At 61.1% G+C, this 19,112-nt stretch carries 17 protein-coding genes and 1 pseudogene; 9 read left to right on the top strand and 9 right to left on the bottom strand.

Going from position 1 to position 19,112, the window contains the following annotated elements; genetic code table 11:
• The first annotated feature begins 71 nt into the window (after positions 1 to 71).
• Positions 72 to 1,709 carry a phosphoglucomutase (alpha-D-glucose-1,6-bisphosphate-dependent) gene (gene pgm / locus CHB99_RS28645; RefSeq protein ID WP_042127579.1) on the top strand — a complete coding sequence of 546 codons (1,638 nt, stop codon included), beginning with the start codon at positions 72 to 74 and terminating at the stop codon, positions 1,707 to 1,709.
• 310 nt (positions 1,710 to 2,019) lie between these two features.
• Entirely contained in the window at positions 2,020 to 4,404 is a 2,385-nt protein-coding gene (locus CHB99_RS28640) for a UvrD-helicase domain-containing protein (protein WP_245655641.1), read from the top strand.
• Positions 4,405 to 4,536: 132 nt separating this feature from the next.
• Here the strand turns inward: CHB99_RS28640 and nhaB are convergent, their stop codons facing one another.
• Positions 4,537 to 6,039: a sodium/proton antiporter NhaB gene (gene nhaB, locus CHB99_RS28635; RefSeq protein WP_042127566.1), complete on the bottom strand. Its 1,503-nt coding sequence runs from the start codon at positions 6,037 to 6,039 to the stop codon at positions 4,537 to 4,539.
• A gap of 150 nt (positions 6,040 to 6,189) precedes the next feature.
• Between nhaB and CHB99_RS28630 the strand changes: the two genes are divergently transcribed.
• Positions 6,190 to 7,002: a crotonase/enoyl-CoA hydratase family protein gene (locus CHB99_RS28630; RefSeq protein WP_042127564.1), complete on the top strand. Its 813-nt coding sequence runs from the start codon at positions 6,190 to 6,192 to the stop codon at positions 7,000 to 7,002.
• Between the two features lie 25 nt (positions 7,003 to 7,027).
• Complete coding sequence (gene nudC / locus CHB99_RS28625) at positions 7,028 to 7,858, top strand: NAD(+) diphosphatase (RefSeq protein WP_042127563.1); 831 nt, start codon at positions 7,028 to 7,030, stop codon at positions 7,856 to 7,858.
• Here nudC and CHB99_RS28620 read toward each other — a convergent pair.
• From CHB99_RS28620 to CHB99_RS28600, 5 genes are all read right to left on the bottom strand, one after another.
• On the bottom strand, positions 7,826 to 8,605 hold the full coding sequence (locus CHB99_RS28620) for a TSUP family transporter (protein WP_042127560.1): 780 nt from the start codon (positions 8,603 to 8,605) through the stop codon (positions 7,826 to 7,828). The genes nudC and CHB99_RS28620 overlap by 33 nt on opposite strands.
• A gap of 192 nt (positions 8,606 to 8,797) precedes the next feature.
• Positions 8,798 to 9,565 (bottom strand): SDR family oxidoreductase, encoded by a 768-nt coding sequence (locus CHB99_RS28615; protein ID WP_042127558.1) that lies wholly within the window; start codon positions 9,563 to 9,565, stop codon positions 8,798 to 8,800.
• 23 nt (positions 9,566 to 9,588) lie between these two features.
• Positions 9,589 to 10,656, bottom strand: coding sequence for a phosphotransferase family protein (locus CHB99_RS28610; RefSeq protein ID WP_042127556.1), 1,068 nt, complete (start codon positions 10,654 to 10,656; stop codon positions 9,589 to 9,591).
• 193 nt (positions 10,657 to 10,849) lie between these two features.
• The gene (locus CHB99_RS28605) at positions 10,850 to 11,167 is read right to left on the bottom strand and encodes an SCP2 sterol-binding domain-containing protein (RefSeq protein ID WP_042127554.1); all 318 of its coding nucleotides are present in this window, start codon (positions 11,165 to 11,167) and stop codon (positions 10,850 to 10,852) included.
• A 54-nt stretch (positions 11,168 to 11,221) separates the two neighbouring features.
• Positions 11,222 to 11,932, bottom strand: a complete 711-nt coding sequence (locus CHB99_RS28600) for a histidine phosphatase family protein (RefSeq protein ID WP_042127552.1) — start codon at positions 11,930 to 11,932, stop codon at positions 11,222 to 11,224.
• 265 nt (positions 11,933 to 12,197) lie between these two features.
• On the opposite strand from CHB99_RS28600, the gene CHB99_RS28595 reads away from it, so the two are divergent.
• The 4 genes from CHB99_RS28595 to CHB99_RS28580 all read left to right on the top strand — a co-directional run bounded on the left by CHB99_RS28595 (position 12,198) and on the right by CHB99_RS28580 (position 15,620).
• Complete coding sequence (locus CHB99_RS28595; protein ID WP_042127550.1) at positions 12,198 to 13,667, top strand: tyrosine-type recombinase/integrase; 1,470 nt, start codon at positions 12,198 to 12,200, stop codon at positions 13,665 to 13,667.
• Positions 13,668 to 13,716: 49 nt separating this feature from the next.
• Positions 13,717 to 14,175, top strand: a complete 459-nt coding sequence (locus tag CHB99_RS28590; protein ID WP_052419510.1) for a BRO-N domain-containing protein — start codon at positions 13,717 to 13,719, stop codon at positions 14,173 to 14,175.
• Between the two features lie 148 nt (positions 14,176 to 14,323).
• A complete protein-coding gene (locus tag CHB99_RS28585; RefSeq protein WP_167335880.1) occupies positions 14,324 to 14,833 on the top strand; it encodes an HNH endonuclease in 510 nt (169 codons plus the stop codon).
• Between the two features lie 490 nt (positions 14,834 to 15,323).
• The gene (locus CHB99_RS28580) at positions 15,324 to 15,620 is read left to right on the top strand and encodes a hypothetical protein (protein ID WP_042127548.1); all 297 of its coding nucleotides are present in this window, start codon (positions 15,324 to 15,326) and stop codon (positions 15,618 to 15,620) included.
• Between the two features lie 448 nt (positions 15,621 to 16,068).
• Here CHB99_RS28580 and CHB99_RS28570 read toward each other — a convergent pair whose 3' ends face one another.
• A complete protein-coding gene (locus tag CHB99_RS28570; protein ID WP_042127545.1) occupies positions 16,069 to 16,782 on the bottom strand; it encodes an FRG domain-containing protein in 714 nt (237 codons plus the stop codon).
• Between the two features lie 422 nt (positions 16,783 to 17,204).
• Between CHB99_RS28570 and sohB the strand changes: the two genes are divergently transcribed.
• A complete protein-coding gene (gene sohB, locus CHB99_RS28565; protein ID WP_042127542.1) occupies positions 17,205 to 18,224 on the top strand; it encodes a protease SohB in 1,020 nt (339 codons plus the stop codon).
• Between the two features lie 113 nt (positions 18,225 to 18,337).
• Here the strand turns inward: sohB and CHB99_RS28560 are convergent, their stop codons facing one another.
• Together CHB99_RS28560 and CHB99_RS28555 are read right to left on the bottom strand one after the other, a co-directional pair.
• Positions 18,338 to 18,832 carry a DUF934 domain-containing protein gene (locus CHB99_RS28560; RefSeq protein ID WP_042127541.1) on the bottom strand — a complete coding sequence of 165 codons (495 nt, stop codon included), beginning with the start codon at positions 18,830 to 18,832 and terminating at the stop codon, positions 18,338 to 18,340.
• Positions 18,816 to 19,112: pseudogene (locus CHB99_RS28555) on the bottom strand (nitrite/sulfite reductase); the annotation flags it as partial. The gene CHB99_RS28560 and the pseudogene CHB99_RS28555, both read right to left, overlap by 17 nt.

Genomic DNA, 19,112 nt, shown 5'->3' with positions numbered 1-19,112 from the left:
CGCCAGAAAGTCGAAGTGCCAGTAAACTGTTGTCTTTTCATCACCCTGAAACTCCATTCTTGAGGTTTTGCATGAAGCTCAGTCCTCTGGCGGGCAAACCGGCCCCGGCCTCCGTGCTGGTCGATATCCCACGCCTGCTGACCGCCTACTACACCGGCCAGCCCGACGCCAGCATCGCCACCCAACGCGTCGCCTTCGGCACCTCCGGGCATCGCGGCAGTTCCCTGGACCTGAGTTTCAACGAACAGCACGTCCTGGCCATCAGCCAGGCCATCTGCCTGTACCGTCAGGCGCAGGGCATCGACGGCCCGCTGTTCGTTGGCGCCGATACCCACGCCCTGTCGACCCCGGCCGCGGCCAGCGCCCTGGAAGTGCTGGCGGCCAATGGTGTCGAGGTGATGCTGTCGAAGGACGACGAGTACACCCCGACCCCGGCGGTGTCCCATGCCATCCTCTGCTACAACCGCGGGCGTACGGGCGGTCTGGCCGACGGCATCGTCATCACGCCGTCGCACAACCCGCCGCAGAGCGGTGGCTTCAAGTACAACCCGCCCAATGGCGGCCCGGCCGACAGCCATGTGACCAAGTGGATCGAGGCCAAGGCCAACGAATTGCTGGCCGACGGCCTGAAGGGCGTCAAGCGCATGCCCTACGAGCAGGCCCTGAAGGCGGCCACCACCCATCGTCATGACTATGTCGGCAGCTATGTCGCCGACCTGGTCAATGTCATCGACTTCGACGCCATCCGCGGCGCCGATCTGCGCCTGGGCGTCGATCCGCTGGGCGGTGCCGGCGTGGGTTACTGGTCGGCCATCGCCGAGCATTACAAGCTGAACCTGGACGTGGTGAACGCCGCGGTCGATCCGACCTTCCGTTTCATGTCCGTGGACTGGGACGGTCAGATCCGCATGGACCCGTCCTCGCCCTATGCCATGCAGGGCCTGATCGGTCTGCGCGAGCGCTTCGACGTGGCCTTCGCCTGCGACCCGGACCATGACCGCCACGGTATCGTCACCTCGGCTGGCCTGCTGGCGCCGAACAACTACCTGGCGGTGTCCATCGACTACCTGTTCCAGAACCGTCCGCAATGGCGTGCCGACGCCGCGGTGGGCAAGACCGTGGTCAGCAGCGGCCTGATCGACCGCGTCACCGCGCGCCTGGGGCGTCGTCTGTACGAAGTGCCAGTAGGCTTCAAGTTCTTCGCCGATGGCCTGTTCGACGGCTCCCTGGGCTTCGGTGGCGAGGAGAGCGCCGGCGCTTCGTTCCTGCGTCGCGATGGCAGCGTCTGGAGCACCGACAAGGACGGCCTGATCCCGTCGCTGCTGGCCGCGGAAATGACCGCCCGCACCGGGCGCAACCCGGCCGAGGCCTATGCCGCGCTGACCGCCGAGCTGGGCGAGCCGTTCGCCACGCGCGTCGAAGCCAAGGCCAATCCGCAGCAGAAGGCACTGCTGAGCAAGCTGGCGCCGGAGCAGGTGAAGTCCACTGAACTGGCTGGCGAGCCGATCGAGCAGATCCTCAGCCATGCGCCGGGCAACGGCCAGGCCATCGGTGGCCTCAAGGTCATGACCGCCAACGGCTGGTTCGCCGCGCGGCCATCGGGTACCGAGGACATCTACAAGATCTACGCCGAGAGCTTCATCGACGATGCGCACCTGCAGCGTCTGGTGGGCGAGGCGCAGGAGCTGGTGGATAAAGCGATCGCCTGATCGATCGCAGTTGCACCCCATCGCGGGCAATGCCCGCTCCCACAAGGTTGCGCGATACCCTTGTGGGAGCGAGCTTGTCGGGGCGCCGAACCGTCGCGTAGGCCTGCAAAGCAGGCCCAGTCTCAACACCATCCGCTAATCCCCTGATTTTCCAGACAATCACCACTGTCCCGCCGCCCCCGAATGGGGTAAAACTTCTGACTCATGTGTTTCCCCAGCCGGAGTCGGTGTGTCAGACAAGCTTCCCCCGCAACCCCAGGATCTCACCCCGCCCGCGCAACTGCCGTGGATTCGTCGGCTTGCCGCGCGCATGCTCGGCCGCGGCCTCAATCGCCTGCGCGCGCAGCACCGCGATTCCTGGTTCCAGGGGCACGCCAGCGGTCAGCGTACGGGTCATGCCGATGGCCTGCGCGAGGGTTACGAGCAGGGCCGTGCCGATGGCTACGAGGCCGGGCGCCAGGTCCTGGTGATCCGCGACAGCCGACCCGACGAGCATTCCGTGCCGGGTCTGGATGACAGCCTGTTCGACGACTGGCGCCTGGCGCTGACCGCGGACCTGAAGAAGCGCTTCAAGGCCGATGTCGCCCAGCGCCTGCCGGAACACGCCCAGCCCAGCGCCGCGCAATGGAAGATGATCTTCAGCGATACCCCGTCCACCTGCGTGATCGCCGGCGCCGGCGCGGGCAAGTCGACCTCGCTGGTGCTGCGCATCCTGCTGCTGCGCCACTACCTGGGCTTCGAGCTCGACGCCATGACCGTGGTGACCTTCACCCGCGAGTCGCGCAAGGACTTCATCGCTCGTCTGCTGCAGATTTTCAGCCAGTGGCAGGTGCCACTGAGCCCGGTACAGGCGCGGGAGCTGGTGCGGACCTTCCATTCGCGGATCCTGCCGCTGGTGCGCAGCCTGCCGGGTTTCAGCCAGGTGCGCGCGTTCGAGACCCTGGGCAGCGAGCTGCCGGCGGGGGCGGAGGCCGACGCCGAGAGCAATCCGTTCGACCTGCGGATCAACGACGCCCAGCGTCAGCAGCTCAACCTCTGCTACCGCGACCTGTTGCGCGGCAGCCCGCGTTTCGCCGAACTGATCGGCGGCCTGCGCCGCGAGGCGCTGCAGCTCAAGTCGCTGGAGCGCGATCACCCGGACGTGCAGAAGCGTGTCGCGGTGACCCAGCTTTCCGCGGCACGCGACGAGGAACTCTGCGATACCCTCGAGGACCTCTGGTTCCGTGCCGGCGCCTGGCCGATCAAGGGCATCGAGCCGAGCCGGGAAACCGTCGAGATCAACGGCAGCCGCTTCCACTTCCACGGGCATATCGCCGAGCTGGATGCCTGGGTGGTGCTCGGCTTCGATCCCGGCGAGAACCAGAACTACAAGCGCCCGGGGGCCAAGCTGCCGGTGTGGGCGGAGTGGGTGATCAAACGCACCCTGTTTCAAGCTTTCTGCGATAAGCCTGTGATCTGGCTAGGAAATTATGCGGAAGCGAAACGCCTTGTCGCCTCGCTCGCGGGCGACGCGGTGGCCGGTCCCGGCTTCGACTACAAGGTCAAGGGCGAACTGGCCGCGCTGCCGTTGCTGGACGCGTTCGTCGCCGCGGCGGGCTTCATCGAGAACCTCGGCCTGGATGTCAGCGTGGCGGTGCAGGGCATGAGTTTCCCGGCTGGCGACAGCGATGCCCTGTTCTTCGAGGCCCTGAGCCTGTACTGGAAGGCCCTGGAAGGTCATCTGCTGGCGCAATCGCCACCGGTGATGAGCTACAACCGCATGTTCGCCCTGTTCGGCGAGAACAACCCGGAGAACCTGCGCCTGTTGCCGGACCCGCTGCTGCGACCGCTGGCGCACCTGATGATCGACGAGTTCCAGGATGTCTCGCCGCAGATCGTCTCCTGGCTGCGCGCCAGCCTGCGCGAGATCCGCCGCCGTGGTCCGGCCCTCAATGTCGGGCGCAAGGCACAGCATTCCTCGCTGCTCTGCGTGGGCGACGACTGGCAGTCGATCTACGGCTGGCGCGGCAGTTCGCCAAAGTACTTCGTGGAGTTCGCCAAAACCTTCGTCGCGCCCTCCAGCACCCGGGTGATGCTCACCGACAACTACCGCAGCCATCAGCACATCATCGATGCCGCCGAGCACATCGTGAAATCCGCGCCGTCGATCGGCGGCAAGAAGGCCCGCGCGGTGGGGCCGGCGGCCGCGGAGTGCTGGCCGGTACAGGTGTGCGAGCGGGACGAGGCGGCGTTGGCGCAGCAGGTGATGGAGCACTACAAGCGTGGTGATTCGGTGATGATTCTGTTTCGAAAAAGTTCTGATAAATCGTTGATTTCAGAGCATATTAAATCTGTTGTTAATGTTGATTCTAGCTTGCCGCCCGGGCAGCGGCGGTTGAAGCAACTGACCTATCACAGCGCCAAGGGACTGCAGGCGGATGCGGTGTTCATGCTCGGCGACTGCCAGTATGTGACACGCTCGCCGTACAAGAACCAGGTCTATCGGCTGGCCGGGCTGGGCAGGAATGGTGATCCGGAGGCGTTCGACACGGCGCAGAAGGAGGAGATCCTGCGCCTGGCCTATGTGGCGATCACCCGGGCGGTGCGCTACTGCTACTGGCATGTGGAGGTGCCGGGCGGGGAGCAGGCTGCATTGCCGAGGGCTTCGCTGCAGGTGGATGGCAAGAAGGTGTTCTTCGAGGATCTGCGGGGATAGGGTCTGGGACCGCGTTGCGGCCCTTCGCGGGCAAGCCACGCTCCTACAAGGCGAGCCACCGTGCGATGTCACTCACCTCCCGTAGGAGCGTGGCTTGCCCGCGAAGGGCCGCAACGCGGCCCCAGATACACCTCACAACCAATAGGTCACAGCCCACCACCCCAACCCACCCATGACGATGGTGTACGGCAACGCCATCCACACCATGCGCCCATAGGACAGCCGAATCAGCGGCGCAATCGCCGAAGTCAGCAGGAACAGGAACGCCGCCTGGCCATTGGGCGTGGCCACGCTCGGCAGGTTGGTGCCGGTATTGATCGCCACCGCGAGGGTCTCGAAGTGCTCGCGGCTCATGCCACCGTTGAGAAACGCCTGCTTGACCTCGGTGATGTAGATGGTCGCGACGAATACGTTGTCGCTGATCGCCGAGAGCAGGCCGTTGGCGATGAACAGCATGCCCGGCTGCTGCTCGGCCGGCAGCGCCAGCACCGCCTCGATCAGCGGGGTGAACAGCTGTTGCTGGTGGATCACCGCGACCACCGCGAAGAACACCACCAGCAGCGAGGTGAATGGCATGGCGTCCTGGAATGCACGGCCCAGACGGTGTTCGTCGGTGATGCCGGTGAACGAGGTGATCAGCACGATGACCAGCAGGCCGATCAAGCCGACCTCGGCGATATGCAGCCCCAGGCAGACGATCAGGATCAGCGCGGCGATGCCCTGTACCAGCAGGTTGGCGCGCTGCTGGGCGGTGCGCTGGGCATCGTCCTCGGCGGCATAGGCGGCCAGCACCTGGCGCACCGCGTCGGGCAGCAGGGTGCCATAGCCGAACCAGCGCAGCTTCTCCAGCAGCACGCAGGTGACCAGGCCCGCCACCAGTACCGGCAACGACACCGGAGCGACCTTGAAGAAGAACTCCTGGAAGTGCCAGCCCATCTCGTGGCCGATCAGCAGGTTCTGCGGTTCACCGACCAGGGTGCACACGCCGCCCAGCGCGGTGCCCACGGCGCCGTGCATCAGCAGGCTGCGCAGGAAGGCGCGGAACTGTTGCAGGTCTTCCCGGGCCAGCTCGGCGATGCCCTGGTCGCTGTCGATCTGGGCGTCGCCCCGCGGGTTGGCGCCGGAGGCGACGCGGTGGTAGACCGCGTAGAAGCCCACCGCGGCACTGATGATCACCGCGGTCACGGTCAGGGCATCGAGGAACGCGGAAAGGAAGGCGGACAGGAAGCAAAAAATCAATGAAAGCAATGCCTTGGAGCGTACTCCTAGCAAAATGCGTGAAAACAGGAACAGCAGCAGGTCCTTCATGAAGTAGATCCCGGCGACCATGAACATCAGCAGCAGGATCACCGGGAAATTGTGCTGCAGTTCCTCGTACAGCGCCTGTGGCGTGGTCAGGTCGAGCAGCAGGGCTTCGACCATCAGCAGGCCGCCGGGCATCAGCGGATAGCACTTGAGTGCCATGCCGAGGAAGAAGATGAACTGCACCACCAGCACCCAGCCGGTGACCACCGGGCCAAGGGTCGCCAGGAGCAATGGATTGAGCAGCAGGAACAGGCAGACGATGGCCTTGTACCAGCGCGGCGCTTGCCCGAGAAAGTTGTGGGCCAGGGCGCCGGGCAGAGAGCGGGGCATGAAATGTTTCCTAATGATTCAAAGACCTGCGCACGGTGCCGCAAGCGCCAGTCAAGATCAAGGAAAGTCAGTCCCGGTTTTGGCAAAAGCGCGGTCTGTGGGGTGCGATATAGTCCGGGTTCTCTTTCCCCCTGCTCAAGGAGCGTCGCCGTGACCGACTACACCGCGTTCAAGGTCGAGCTGTCGAACCACATCGCCCACGTCCAGATCAACCGTCCGGAAAAGATCAACGCCATGAACGCCGCGTTCTGGAGCGAGATCGTCGAGATCTTCCAGTGGATCGACGACACCGACGCGGTGCGGGTGGTGGTGATCAGCGGCGCCGGCAAGCATTTCTCCTCCGGTATCGACCTGATGATGCTGGCCTCGCTGGCCAGCGAGCTGGGCAAGGATGTCGGGCGCAACGCACGCCTGCTGCGGCGCAAGATCCTGCAGATGCAGGCGTCCTTCAACGCCGTGGACAACTGCCGCAAGCCGGTGCTGGCGGCGATCCAGGGTTACTGCATCGGTGGTGCCATCGATCTGATCGCCGCCTGCGACATGCGCTACGCCGCCGCCGACGCGCAGTTCTCGATCAAGGAAATCGACATGGGCATGGCCGCCGATGTCGGCACGCTGCAACGTCTGCCGCGTATCATCGGTGACGGCGTGCTGCGCGAACTGGCCTACACCGGGCGCAGCATCGACGCACAGGAGGCGCAGCGCATCGGCCTGGTCAACCGTACCTATGACGACCACGCGGCGCTGCTCGACGGAGTCTTTGCCATTGCCAGCGAAATTGCGGGAAAATCCCCGATTGCCGTGGCCGGCACCAAGGAGATGCTCAGCTACATGCGCGATCACCGGATCGACGACGGGCTGGAGTACATCGCCACCTGGAACGCCGCCATGCTGCAATCCACCGACCTGCGGGTGGCCGTGGCCGCCCACATGAGCAAACAGAAGCCGGAGTTCGCCGATTGAGGTGAACCGCTAAGGATAAGGGAACATGTCAGCGCGCTGGACCACTGCGGTACTGGATACGAATGTTGGCGGCGGCCTTGCGGTCGTGCGCAGCGCCGAAGGGTTCATGGTGGACGCCAATGGCGCGCTGTTCCCCCGCGACTGGTTCAAGCGCCAGGAGCCGGATATCCGCTTCGAGCACGGGATCGGCCATTACGACGGGCAGCCGGTCTACCTGATCGAGCTGCATGGCGCCCAGGCGCTGCCCGGGTGCAGCTGGCGCGGTCTGCGCCAGTTCATGCTCGAAGGCGATGCCGACACCTACACCATCCTCGGCTATGCCGCGCAGATTGCCACCTGGGCCCGCGAGCACCGTTTCTGCGGCGCTTGCGGCCAGCCGATGCGCCAGGTTCCACGGGAGCGGGCGATGCACTGCGAGCCTTGCGACCTGCGCAGCTACCCGCGGATCTCGCCGAGCATGATCGTCCTGATCACCCGTGGCGACGAGATCCTCCTGGCCCGTTCGCCGCGCTTCGTCACCGGCGTCTACAGCACCCTGGCGGGTTTTGCCGAGCCCGGCGAGTCGGCCGAGGATTGCCTGGTGCGCGAGGTGCGCGAGGAAGTGGCGCTGGAGGTGCGCAACATCCAGTACGTCGGCAGCCAGTGCTGGCCGTTCCCGCATTCCATGATGCTGGGTTTCCATGCCGAATATGCGGGGGGCGAGATCGTCATGCAGCCCGACGAGATCGAGGATGCCCAGTGGTTCCGCGTCGATGCCTTGCCACCATTGCCTGCCGGGCGCTCCATCGCCCGTTACCTGATCGACCTCTACGTGGCCCGTTACTCAGGCCTGGCCGAACCAGTGCTGCCACGCTAGACGCACGGTCAACGCCAGCACCACGGTGATGAATACCGGGCGGATGAACTTCGAACCGCCGCTGATGGCGGTGCGCGCGCCGAAGAACGCGCCGACCATCAGCGACGAACCCATCGCCAGGCCCACCGCCCAGTCCACCTGACCCGAGAAGATGAACACCGACAGCGCCGCGGCGTTGCTGACGAAGTTCATGCTGCGCGCCACGCCGCTGGCCTTGACCAGGTCGATGGGGTAGAGCAGCAGGGTGCTGACGGTCCAGAAGGCGCCGGTGCCCGGGCCGGCGACACCGTCGTAGAAGCCCAGGGTGAAGCCCTGGGGGAACTGCCATTTCTTCTTCACCACCACGTTGGCATCCAGCGGTGCCTTCGGCGTGCCGCCGAACAGCAGGTAGACGCCGCAGGCGAAGACGACCACCGGCAGCATCTTGTTCAGCCATTCCGCCGGCAGGTAATGGGCGATGACCGCGCCGAGCAGGGCGCCGACCAGCGTACCGACCAGCGCATGGCGCCACTGCGCCGGGTGGAACAGCTTGCGTCGGTAGTAGGTGAAGCCGGCGGTGGCCGAGCCGAAGGTGGAACTGAGCTTGTTGGTACCCAGTACCAGGTGTGGCGGCATGCCGGCGGTGAGCAGGGCGGGCGTGGTCAGCAGGCCGCCACCGCCTGCGATGGCATCGATGAAACCGGCGACGAAGGCGACTGCGGCGAGAATGGCGAGGGTGGTGAGGTCAACGCTGAGTTCGAAAGGCATGGGGCATCTTGATCGGCAGGAGAGGCGGCGGGATGGGCCCGCTGGAAGCCTGCCATCTTACCTCTGCCGTCAGGCTTTGTGTGGCTCTTGACGGCCCATCGCCGGCAATGCCAGCGCCCACAAGGACCGCATGCACCGCGAATCCCGTGGGCCGGCGTTGCCGGCGATGAGGCCCTCGACATCACCAACGAATCAGGACAGGAAGCCGCCATCCACGTTCAGCGACACCCCGGTGGTGTAGCTGGAGGCATCGCTGGCCAGGTACAGCACCGCGCCGGCCATCTCCTTCGGATCGGCCACGCGCTTGAGCGGAACCTGCTGCAGCACGCTGTTGAGGATGGCGTCGTTCTTCACCAGCGCCGAAGCGAACTTGGTGTCGGTCAGGCCCGGCAGCAGGGCATTGCAGCGGATGCCGAACTGCGCGCATTCCTTGGCGAAGACCTTGGTCATGTTGATCACCGCGGCCTTGGTCATCGAGTAGATGCCCTGGTAGGCGCCCGGCGAGACGCCGTTGATCGAGGCGACGTTGATGATGCTGCCGCCACCGTTGGCGCGCATCAGCTTGCCGGCTTCCACCGACATGAAGAAGTAGCCACGGATGTTCACGTCGACGGTTTTCTGGAACGCGCTCAGGTCGGTATCCAGTACGTTGCAGAACTGCGGGTTGGTCGCGGCGTTGTTGACCAGGATGTCCAGGCGGCCGAACTCTTCCTGGATCCGTGCGAACACCGCGCCGATCTGATCCATCTCGCCGATATGGCAGGCAATGGCGGTGGCCTTGCCACCCGCGGCGACGATCGCCTCGGCGACCTGCTGGCAGCCATCGAGCTTGCGACTGGAGACGATCACATGGGCGCCCTGCTGGGCCAGCAGGTGGGCGATGGCCTCGCCGATGCCGCGGCTGGCCCCGGAAACGAAAGCGATCTTGCCATCGAGGTCGAACAGTTGGGTCTTGGACATGATGGGTTCCTTGTTGTCGTTGTTCAGAGGCTGGACGCTGCGATGACCTTCAGGCTCATTTGCTCCAGCAGCTTGTTCATGTGGATGAACTGGGCGAAGCGCTGGTCCTGGGTCTGGCCGTGGTAGAAGCGGTAGTAGATCTGCTGGACGATCCCGGCCAGGCGGAACAGGCCATAGGTGTAGTAGAAATCGAAGTTGGTGATCTCGATCCCGGCGCGTTCGGCGTAGTAGTCGACGAACTGGCGTCGGGTCAGCATGCCCGGGGCGTTGGACGGCTGGCGGCGCATCAGTTGCACCGGTGCCGGATCGTCGGCCTCGATCCAGTAGGCCAGGGTGTTGCCCAGGTCCATCAGCGGGTCGCCGATGGTGGTCATCTCCCAGTCGAGCACGCCGATGATGCGCATCGGGTTCTCGGCGTCGAGGATGACGTTGTCGAAGCGGTAGTCGTTATGAATGATGCCCGGGCGCGGATGGTCCGCCGGCATCTTCTCGCGCAGCCAGGCGATCACCGCTTCCCAGCGTGGCGCATCCGGCGTCAGGGCCTTCTCGTAGCGGCTGTTCCAGCCTTCGATCTGGCGCTGCACGTAGCCGTCCGGCTTGCCCAGGTCGGCCAGGCCGACGGCGTGGTAATCGACCTGGTGCAGTTCCACCAGACGGTCGATGAAGCTCTTGCACAGGGTCTCGGTGCGCGCGGCGTCGAAGCCCAGCTCCGGCGGCAGGTCAGAGCGCAGGATGACGCCATTGACCCGCTCCATCACGTAGAACTCGCCGCCGATCAGCGACTCGTCGGTGCAGTGCACGTACGCCTTGGGGCAGTACGGGAAGCCGGCGTTGAGCTGATTGAGAATGCGGAATTCGCGACCCATGTCGTGAGCCGACTTGACCTTGACGCCGAAGGGCGGACGACGCAGGACGAACTCGCGCTCGGGGTAGCTGAGCAGATAGGTCAGGTTCGATGCGCCGCCAGGGAACTGGCTGATCACCGGCGTGCCGCTGAGGCCGGGGATATGCGCTTTCAGGTACGGATCGATCAGGGCGGGATCGAGCTCCTCGCCGGGGCGGACCTGGGTGGACTGATCGGTGAGCGTCATACTTTTCCCTTATTTTGGTGGCCATGGAACATTGGCTAATCTAATTCTCGCGCGCGTGGCTGCCAAGCGTGGCCACGTCTTATTGGCGTGGGTGTTGCCGGTCGATCAACGTCCCTGATGCTGCGCATCGCACGGGCGAAAAAAAACCGAAGCAGGGTGACCGGCTTCGGTTCTTTCGTCACGGGCGTGGTAATTACGCCGGGAACAGCTCGCTGAGCTTCATCGACAGCATCATGTCGCCTTCGACGCGCAGCTTGCCGCCCATGAACGCCTGCATGCCATCGGTATCGCCGCTGACGATGCCTTTCAGGGTTTCGCTGTCCATGACCAGGGTGCAGTTGGCGTCGGCGTTCTCACCTTCCTGCAGGTCGCAGGTGCCATCCTTGACGATCAGGGCGTAGTGCTTGTCTTCATCGGTGATGTTGAAACCGAAGATCAGGTCCAGGCCGGCGGCAGCGCTCGGGTTGAACTTGGCTTTCATGGCTTCGACTGCTTTGGCGACTTCGCTCATGGTGTTTTCCTTATTGAGTGGTTTCAGTGACGCAGGGGTCGTTACACGCCGGACTCATCGCCAGGTTACGAGTTCCGGCACCCTCAGCAGCCGCAGATGGGCTTGGCTGTTGAAGGAGGCCAGGGTCACCTCGCTACCGCGGAACTTCAGCTGGCTGAGCGAGGTGTTGATGATCTGCCAGTTCAGCGCGAAGGCCTGGCTGGGGCTGACGCCGGTGATGCGGTGGAGCAGGGCGGCGATGGTGCCGCCGGAAGTGAAGATGGCGATGTTGCCGCCGCTGGCGGCCTGCTCCAGCACGCGCTGCAGGCCGTCGCCGGTGCGCTGGACGAACGCCGACCAGCTTTCCAGGCCTTCGCGGTCGTACTGGCCACTGTGCCAGCGCTGCACGATGAGGGCGAACAGGCGCTGGAATTCGGCGCGGTGCTCGCGGGCGTTGCGCAGCACGTGCAGGGCTTCCGGTTCGTCCGGCAGCAGGCCGGGGAGCAGGGCGCGGATCACCGCGTCGGCATCGAACTCGTTGAAGGCGGCGTCGGTTTCCACCTCGGGCACGGCAATGCCGGCGTCGTGCATGGCAGTCAGGGTCAGGCGGGCGGTGTCCTGCTGGCGGCGCAGATCGCCGGCGAGGCAGCGATCGAATTGCACGCCGAGTTGCACCAGGTGCGCGCCGAGTGCTTCGCTCTGGCGCATGCCAACCGACGAGAGGACATCGTAGTCGTCGCAACCGAAGGAAGCCTGGCCGTGTCGTATCAGGTAGATGCTGCCCACGTCGTACACCTGGGTAAGAAGATTCTGGCGAGGGTAGGTTGCCACCGACCTGGTGTCAACGAAAAAACATACAAGCGTTTGAAAAGAGCGTTTGAACTGTTCTGCCAGACGTTTCCTACGCTGGCTAGGGCGATTTGCCGCCGGTATGCTTCACTATCGTTTTCGCGCCATACGGGCGCAGGTCAACAAGGAGTAATCGTGGAGTTTCTTGCAGACAGGGTAGCCACAGAGGTCAAAGCCACGCAGCACAAGGGCTGGACCAAACATGACCACCACTGCCAAGCGAGCCACTGTTAGAACCTTGTTAGAACTTGCCACGCCATGGGTTTACCGCAGGCAAGGCCGCTACACACTCCGCATACGCCCTCTGGGCCCCAAAGCCACATGTACGCTCTCCCTCAAGACGATCCATAGGCAAACTGCTGTGACCATCGCAAACCACTTGCTGACCACGTTGAGAAGCTTCCATCTCGATAATCCTGATGCCACCTGGGAGGATCTTATAGGGCGCCTCAAGGAGATCGCTGAGGGGATATTGGCGACTGGCTCTGTGTGGGATCGCTTCGACCCGGCTACTGGCTCTCCAGCTTTCGGTGGCACGGGCATGGTTTATTCGGAGATCCGTGAGGACCTCGCTGAGATCGCCGCTACCATGCCGTTGAGTGTCGATCAGGCCAAGGCTGTGATGCTGGGGACCAAGATCATGAATGCTGCTGAGAGGCGGGTAGAGGGCGACCTTGAGGGCATCGTGGGGATCATTGATGAAATGAAGCAAGCTACTGACGTGCCTGAATCTCTATCTGTTATTGCATCCGAGAGGGCTCCTCAAGGTTCTCTCAATACCGTCACCTTCCAGCATCTCGCTGATCTCTACATGGAGGAGCGCAAGGACGATCTTGAGGGCTCGACCAAGAAGAACCTCGCTGCTTCTATCCGAACCATCAGCGGGCTGCTCGGTGACTTGGACATGGCGACCCACACGCGGGCTGACATGCAGGCCTTGAGGGAGAACCTGAAGGAGGGCAGGCAGGCCTCAACGGTGAACAAGATCCTCATCCATCTCGCCACCATCGCGAAGTGGGCTGAAGCCAATGCCCATATAAGCAAGGCATTCGTGGACAAGCTCCAGATCCGTAAAGGTGCTGAGAGCCAACGGAAAGAGTTCTCACCGGATCAGGTAGCCAAGCTCATGGAGCACGCTAATAAGCTGCCAGCAACCGACTGGAAGCGCTGGGGCTTGAGCCTTGGGGTCATCACTGGGCCCCGTATCAGCGAGATATATCAGATCACCTCGAAGGACATCGCAGAGGTCGATGGGCAGTTGGTCATGGACATAAATACCAATGACGGGAAGTCCACCAAGAACAAGTTCAGCATTCGTAAAGTGCCCTTAGTGGCTGCCTACGGGCTGGACTTGGAGGCGCTCAAGGGATTCGCTGAGACTGCCAATGGGAAGCTGTTCAAAATGTCGCAAAGCGGCTTCGAGCAGATGCTGAACTTGCTGATCCGTGATGTGCTGGGCACCGAGACCAAAACAGGGCTTTCCTTCCATTCGCTGCGACATCACCTATCGGGGTCCTTGAAGGCCGCTGCCGTATCCGTTGAGGTGTCCGATGCAATCACCGGGCATAGCTCCAGGTCGATCACGTATGACCGCTATGGAGCCGGACGTGGTGTAGATGTGGGCTTAATGACTGAGGCGCTCTTGAAGGCGTTCGGGCTGATCGCTAAATGATGATGGGTCTACCACTCGCTGGTAGGCCTGCTTTCAAAAGCGCAATTTCATGGGTATCGAGTTGGATGTCCTCGTGGGTCACCCTGAGTACGATGCCCTATTCGTTGCCACCCAAGTCGCCCGAGCGGCTGGCCTGAAGAATTTCTACTCCGCCTGCAACAAGTTCAAGCGGTTGAAGGAGAACGAGGGGTTTAACTGGGTGACTGTGGGTGCCCTATCCCAAAAGGATCAGGGGCTCACTGACTCCCATGGCCGGTCCCTGCCGCATACGACGACCCTGTTCGATGAGATGCAGGTCTACAAGATGCTCCTACGGGGCCACGCCCCAGCCTCTGAGCCCTTCCGCAAGTGGGTCACCGAGGAAGTCCTCCCGACCATCCGTAAGACCGGCAAGTATGACGCTGCTGAGTCCAGTGACCCGATAGCGGTGGCATCATGGACGCCTTGGAGGCCCTTGAGAGGAGTCATACACGCCATCGCTTGGCGGTATAAGCGTTCCGCTACGTGAAATTTGATCGACTCGCTTGGCCATCGCCTTGCGCCGTGAGCATAGGAGTTAGATGTTGGCCACCATATATTGTGGTTTTACATCTTTCCTACCACATCATATAGACCCTCACTATGGCTACCCCCACCAATCCATAGGAGGCACCACCATGTCCAAGCTGAACGCCGCATTACCATCCCTCGAAGACCTCAACGAGATCTACAGGATCGACACAGCGAGCCCTTCTGGACTCTCCCGCATCAAAGCAACCCGTGGCCGCAATGGCCGGACAGGGCCAGTCGTAAGCATCGGTACAGATGGTTACTACCGGATGCAGTTTGACGGCAAGTTCTACCGCACTCATCGAATTATCTACTTTATGCATACGGGCATCGACCCTGCTCAACTTGTTGTGGATCACATCGACGGTAATCGTCTAAATAACGATGTTGATAACCTCCGAACTTGCACTGTTCAAGAAAATCTCTGGAATGCCAAGGGAAGACCGAAGCGTTCAGGCCTTCCTAAAGGAATCGAGAAGTTACCTAATGGCTGGTATCGAGTTCAGGTATCAATCAACGCAGAGCCCCATGTCGTCGAACTGGCTAACTTCAGAGCCGCAGAGAACTATTTGAAGTCCGTTCGTAAGCGCCACCATGGCGAGTTCGCAAGGGCGTGAGGTATCTAATAGTGAGGTGATTTTCGTCGAGCACCTCTGGAGGTCACGTAGATCAAGGGCTCCATAGACCCTCACTATGGCTACGGGCAACCCGAAGCAAATCCTACCGTTTGACCAGAGACCACCGAGTGCCAAGAGCGACCACCTTCAAGGTGACACGCCAACACTCTACTGTCCCCGGTAAGCAGACCTTCGCGTCTGGCTCCAGTAGGAGGGAGCGAATATTGATACTGTCACTCGTTAGTCGATGTCCATTAAGGGCGCTGCTGAGAGACCTTGCACGGGATTGGGGCCACCGTGTATTGCTCAATGTTCACGGGGCCTTTAACTTAAGGATTCTAAAGATTACTCATTGAGTAACTCCATTGTTATTATCTTTAAATAAGTCCTTCTTTCTATCTTAAAGGGTAACTCAAGTTATCTCTAAGTTAGGGGTTGGTCTGGCGACCATGAACATCCCATTCTCTAAGTCCATCTCAATGGAGGCCCTATGCGCTATCACTTCATGCTTGACGGTTTGACCCAAGAGCAACGCGACACCTTGTTGTCTATTGAGGCAGCCATGCCGGATGGTCGTTCTCGTCTCGCCTTGTTCAACCTTAAGGCCCTTGATGTCTTCACTAACCGGGACCCAGAGAAAGCTAAAGAGTTCGTGTCGGGAAAACTTGGAGCGTTCCATATGGCCGCCCTTGAGGCCCTCACGGCTGCTACTGGTCCCGACCTGCTCAACCTTTACACCGCCGTTAAGAACATCCCGGTGACTCTCAAGGCTCGCCCTCAACAGTAACAACATTCGTCGCCACGGCTGCCCTCAAGATGCCCTCACAGGCTTGCCATGTCCTGTGATCCAGCATCAGTGGTGCTAACCACACCAGCAATAACCCAACCAAACCCAGAACCTATTAGTCAGTCTTGGATGATGCCCGCGTGGCTACCTCCTTGGCCGTCTGGTCGCGTGCCTCAACGGTGACGTGTGGGAAATCCAAGCGACCCGCAACGGTAACCACCAATGCTGGGACGTTGAGATTATGGCTACCGTGGACATCGTGGCTAATGACAAGGTCAAAGTGAAGCTGACTGCTGATGGTCTCCAGACCGAGACTGTAGCCTTCCCGATGATCACCCGTATCACCTTGAGCTGATCGTAAAGAGCCCCGTAAGGCCGACCCGAGACGGATCGGCAGGGGATTAAGTTGTCATTAAGGGTATAGATGCTTCAGGCGCATTGTTCGATTTTACTTGTTGACCGGTTGCCCTGCCAGCTCACTCATAAACTCATCATGGTCCGACCAGTATCTACGATTTTCTAACGTCCAGCACATGTGGGAGGATAAACCGTCCAAGTCTCCCATTAATGTAAGTCTGTTGATCCCGTAATGGTTTAGATCGAAAAGCATCTGCCGCTTATAGCTTGATTTAATTGTGTGTATAACCAGTTCGTCCTTTGGTCCCAATCCTTTCACAAGGTCGATTTTTGGTTCCGGATGAGTGGTGAATAGTCCGCCTTGTCTGTCTATTCGAGAAGCAACCATGTTTGGTTTGTACTTTGCAATATCTTTAAATCTATCAGGTTTGGCTATTTCAGGGATAATGACCCAGTTCGGCTGAAAGCAGTATATTGCAGAATCTTTGTCTGGGTGTGAAACACAAGCAAAAAATGCAGCCACTAATGGGTTGTAGCTCCAGTCTAACAGTCGTGTTGGCAGCCCATGATGTTGGGCTATTGCCATCCACTCCCAATCATTTTCTGGTTTTTTTGTAATGTACTCGGAAGCTTTTCTTTTCCATGCGGCCAAGTAATCCAAGTCATCTCTTTCGCAGTAGGGGAATCTTCCCGCCTTCGGGATTACTGGCCAGGCAGCGTCAGCTTGACCGCGAAACATCCAGCGATTGTCCTTACGATACTCTGAAAAAGTTTCATGGAATTCATTGAATGATGTAATTTCCATATTTTAACCGCCGCAGTTATATAGGTTAATTTTGCGTATAAGTTTCAAGTGTTTCAGTCGTGCGATATCGTGATGCTATCAAGGCGCTATGTCAATGTCGATTCCTGGGTTAATCTCTAAGCGTCGCATGCCCGCGCATTGCCAGGTCGGATTAAACTGAGTTTATGACCGGTGCTGTGCCCCGAACGAGAATCTGACAAAAATTTTCAGGGCACCATCTCAATGATTAATCTCACTTAGTTTCCCCCGTATACACCCCTCGCAGGGATGGCCCTCAGACTGACCCCTTATCGTGCCTTTGTTGTTGCTATGGGCGTTCGCTGCTGCTGACATGAAACGTGTTAGAACGATGTTAGAAGCGTGTTAGACATCCTTCTCTCGATGCCCGTAGAATGGGGCTTTCAAGTCTTTGAGGTATCCCTGTGGAGTTTCTTGCAGAGTACGCAAGCTTTCTCGCTAAAACCGCCACTCTGGTGATTGCGTTGCTGATCGTGCTGTCGGCGATCGCCGGCATGCGCGGCAAGGGGCGGCGCAAGGCCGGAGGGCATTTGCAGGTCACCCGGCTCAATGAGTTCTACAAGGAGCTGCGCGAGCGCCTGGAGTCCGGGCTGCTGGAGAAGCATCAGCTCAAGGCCCTGCGCAAGCAGCAGGCCAAGGAGCAGAAGAAACTGAAGAAGGCGCCGGTGGACGAGAAGCCGCGGGTCTTCGTGCTGGATTTCGATGGTGATATCAAGGCCTCGGCGACCGAAAGCCTGCGCCATGAAATCACCGCCGTGCTCAGCCTGGCCACCGCCCGGGATGAAGTGGTGCTGCGTCTGGAAAGCGGTGGCGGCATGGTACACAGCTATGGCCTGGCCGCCTCGCAGCTGGCGCGCATTCGTCAGGCCGGTGTGCCGTTGACCGTGTGCATCGACAAGGTCGCCGCCAGCGGTGGTTACATGATGGCGTGCATCGGTGAGCGCATCGTCAGCGCGCCGTTCGCCATTCTCGGTTCCATCGGCGTGGTGGCGCAGTTGCCCAACGTCAACCGGCTGTTGAAGAAGCACGATATCGACTTCGAGGTGCTCACCGCCGGCGAGTACAAGCGCACCCTGACGGTGTTTGGCGAGAACACCGAGAAGGGCCGGGAGAAGTTCCAGGAAGACCTCGACGTGACCCACCAGCTGTTCAAGGATTTCGTCTCGCGCTATCGGCCGCAGTTGCATATCGACGACGTGGCTACCGGCGAGGTGTGGCTGGGCGTGGCGGCGTTGAACAAGCAACTGGTGGATGAGCTGAAGACCAGCGACGAGTACCTCAGCGAACGGGCGCGGGAGTCGAATCTGTATCACCTGCACTATGCCGAGCGCAAAAGCCTGCAGGAGCGGGTGGGGCTGGCGGCCAGCGGGGCGGTGGAGAATACCGTGCTGGGGGTGTGGAGCAGGATCAGCCGCTGGAAGTGACCTTTCGGGCCTCATCGCGAACACGTGTGGGAGCGGGCGTTGCCCGCGATGAGGCCCTCGGAAACGAAAAAGCCCCGTCAGGTTGACGGGGCTTTTTCATTGCAGCGAAACGATCAGCGCCGGCGGAACAGCGGCAGTGGCTCGTCGGTGGCGGCCTGGTAGGTCACCGAGAAGTCCTTGAGGCTTTCCAGCGCGTCTTCCGGGCTCTTGTCGGCACGGATGGCGAAGGCGTCGAAACCGCAACGGGCCATGTAGAACAGCTGGTCGCGCAGCACGTCGCCGATGGCACGCAGCTCGCCGGTGAACTTGTAGCGGTCACGCAGCAGACGCGCATTGGAATAGTTGCGTCCGTCGGTGAAGGCCGGGAAGTTCAGGGCGATGACCTGGAAGTTGCCGACGTCTTCACCGATTTCCTCGGCTTCCTCGTCGCTGTCCAGCCACACCCCGAGGCCGCCGTCGCGGGCTTTCAGGGCATGGGCGTGGTCGCGCCAGAGCTGCAGCGGCACGATGTAGTCGTCGCAGTTGGTCAGCTCGTCGAGGGTCACGTCCTTGGGCAGCAGGTGCCAGGTTTCGTCGACGATCTGGTTGTTCTTAATGATTCGCTGCATAGACGCGCTCCTTGAAGGGGTCGATGCCGATACGCTGGTAGGTGTCGATGAAACGCTCGTCTTCGGTACGTTTTTCCACGTACACGGCGATCAGTTTCTCGATCACGTCCGGCATGGCGTCCTGGGCGAAGGACGGGCCGAGGATCTTGCCGAGGCTGGCGTCGCGGCTGGCGCTGCCACCCAGGGAGACCTGGTAGAACTCTTCGCCTTTCTTGTCCACGCCGAGGATGCCGATGTGGCCGACGTGGTGGTGGCCGCAGGCGTTCATGCAGCCGGAGAT

The organism is Pseudomonas japonica (assembly GCF_900188455.1).
Lineage (GTDB): Bacteria > Pseudomonadota > Gammaproteobacteria > Pseudomonadales > Pseudomonadaceae > Aquipseudomonas > Aquipseudomonas japonica.
Note: the sequence above shows the minus strand (reverse complement) of the source record. Positions and strands in the feature narration are given on the sequence as shown.

Excerpts from the sequence above, each read along its gene's own strand:
- pgm (WP_042127579.1), top strand. The coding sequence starts at position 72 with ATGAAGCTCAGTCCTCTGGCGGGCAAACCGGCCCCGGCCTCCGTGCTG.
- CHB99_RS28640 (WP_245655641.1), top strand. The coding sequence starts at position 2,020 with ATGCTCGGCCGCGGCCTCAATCGCCTGCGCGCGCAGCACCGCGATTCC.
- nhaB (WP_042127566.1), bottom strand. The coding sequence starts at position 6,039 with ATGCCCCGCTCTCTGCCCGGCGCCCTGGCCCACAACTTTCTCGGGCAA.
- nudC (WP_042127563.1), top strand. The coding sequence starts at position 7,028 with ATGTCAGCGCGCTGGACCACTGCGGTACTGGATACGAATGTTGGCGGC.
- CHB99_RS28620 (WP_042127560.1), bottom strand. The coding sequence starts at position 8,605 with ATGCCTTTCGAACTCAGCGTTGACCTCACCACCCTCGCCATTCTCGCC.
- CHB99_RS28615 (WP_042127558.1), bottom strand. The coding sequence starts at position 9,565 with ATGTCCAAGACCCAACTGTTCGACCTCGATGGCAAGATCGCTTTCGTT.
- CHB99_RS28610 (WP_042127556.1), bottom strand. The coding sequence starts at position 10,656 with ATGACGCTCACCGATCAGTCCACCCAGGTCCGCCCCGGCGAGGAGCTC.
- CHB99_RS28605 (WP_042127554.1), bottom strand. The coding sequence starts at position 11,167 with ATGAGCGAAGTCGCCAAAGCAGTCGAAGCCATGAAAGCCAAGTTCAAC.
- CHB99_RS28595 (WP_042127550.1), top strand. The coding sequence starts at position 12,198 with ATGACCACCACTGCCAAGCGAGCCACTGTTAGAACCTTGTTAGAACTT.
- CHB99_RS28590 (WP_052419510.1), top strand. The coding sequence starts at position 13,717 with ATGGGTATCGAGTTGGATGTCCTCGTGGGTCACCCTGAGTACGATGCC.
- CHB99_RS28585 (WP_167335880.1), top strand. The coding sequence starts at position 14,324 with ATGTCCAAGCTGAACGCCGCATTACCATCCCTCGAAGACCTCAACGAG.
- CHB99_RS28580 (WP_042127548.1), top strand. The coding sequence starts at position 15,324 with ATGCGCTATCACTTCATGCTTGACGGTTTGACCCAAGAGCAACGCGAC.
- CHB99_RS28570 (WP_042127545.1), bottom strand. The coding sequence starts at position 16,782 with ATGGAAATTACATCATTCAATGAATTCCATGAAACTTTTTCAGAGTAT.
- CHB99_RS28560 (WP_042127541.1), bottom strand. The coding sequence starts at position 18,832 with ATGCAGCGAATCATTAAGAACAACCAGATCGTCGACGAAACCTGGCAC.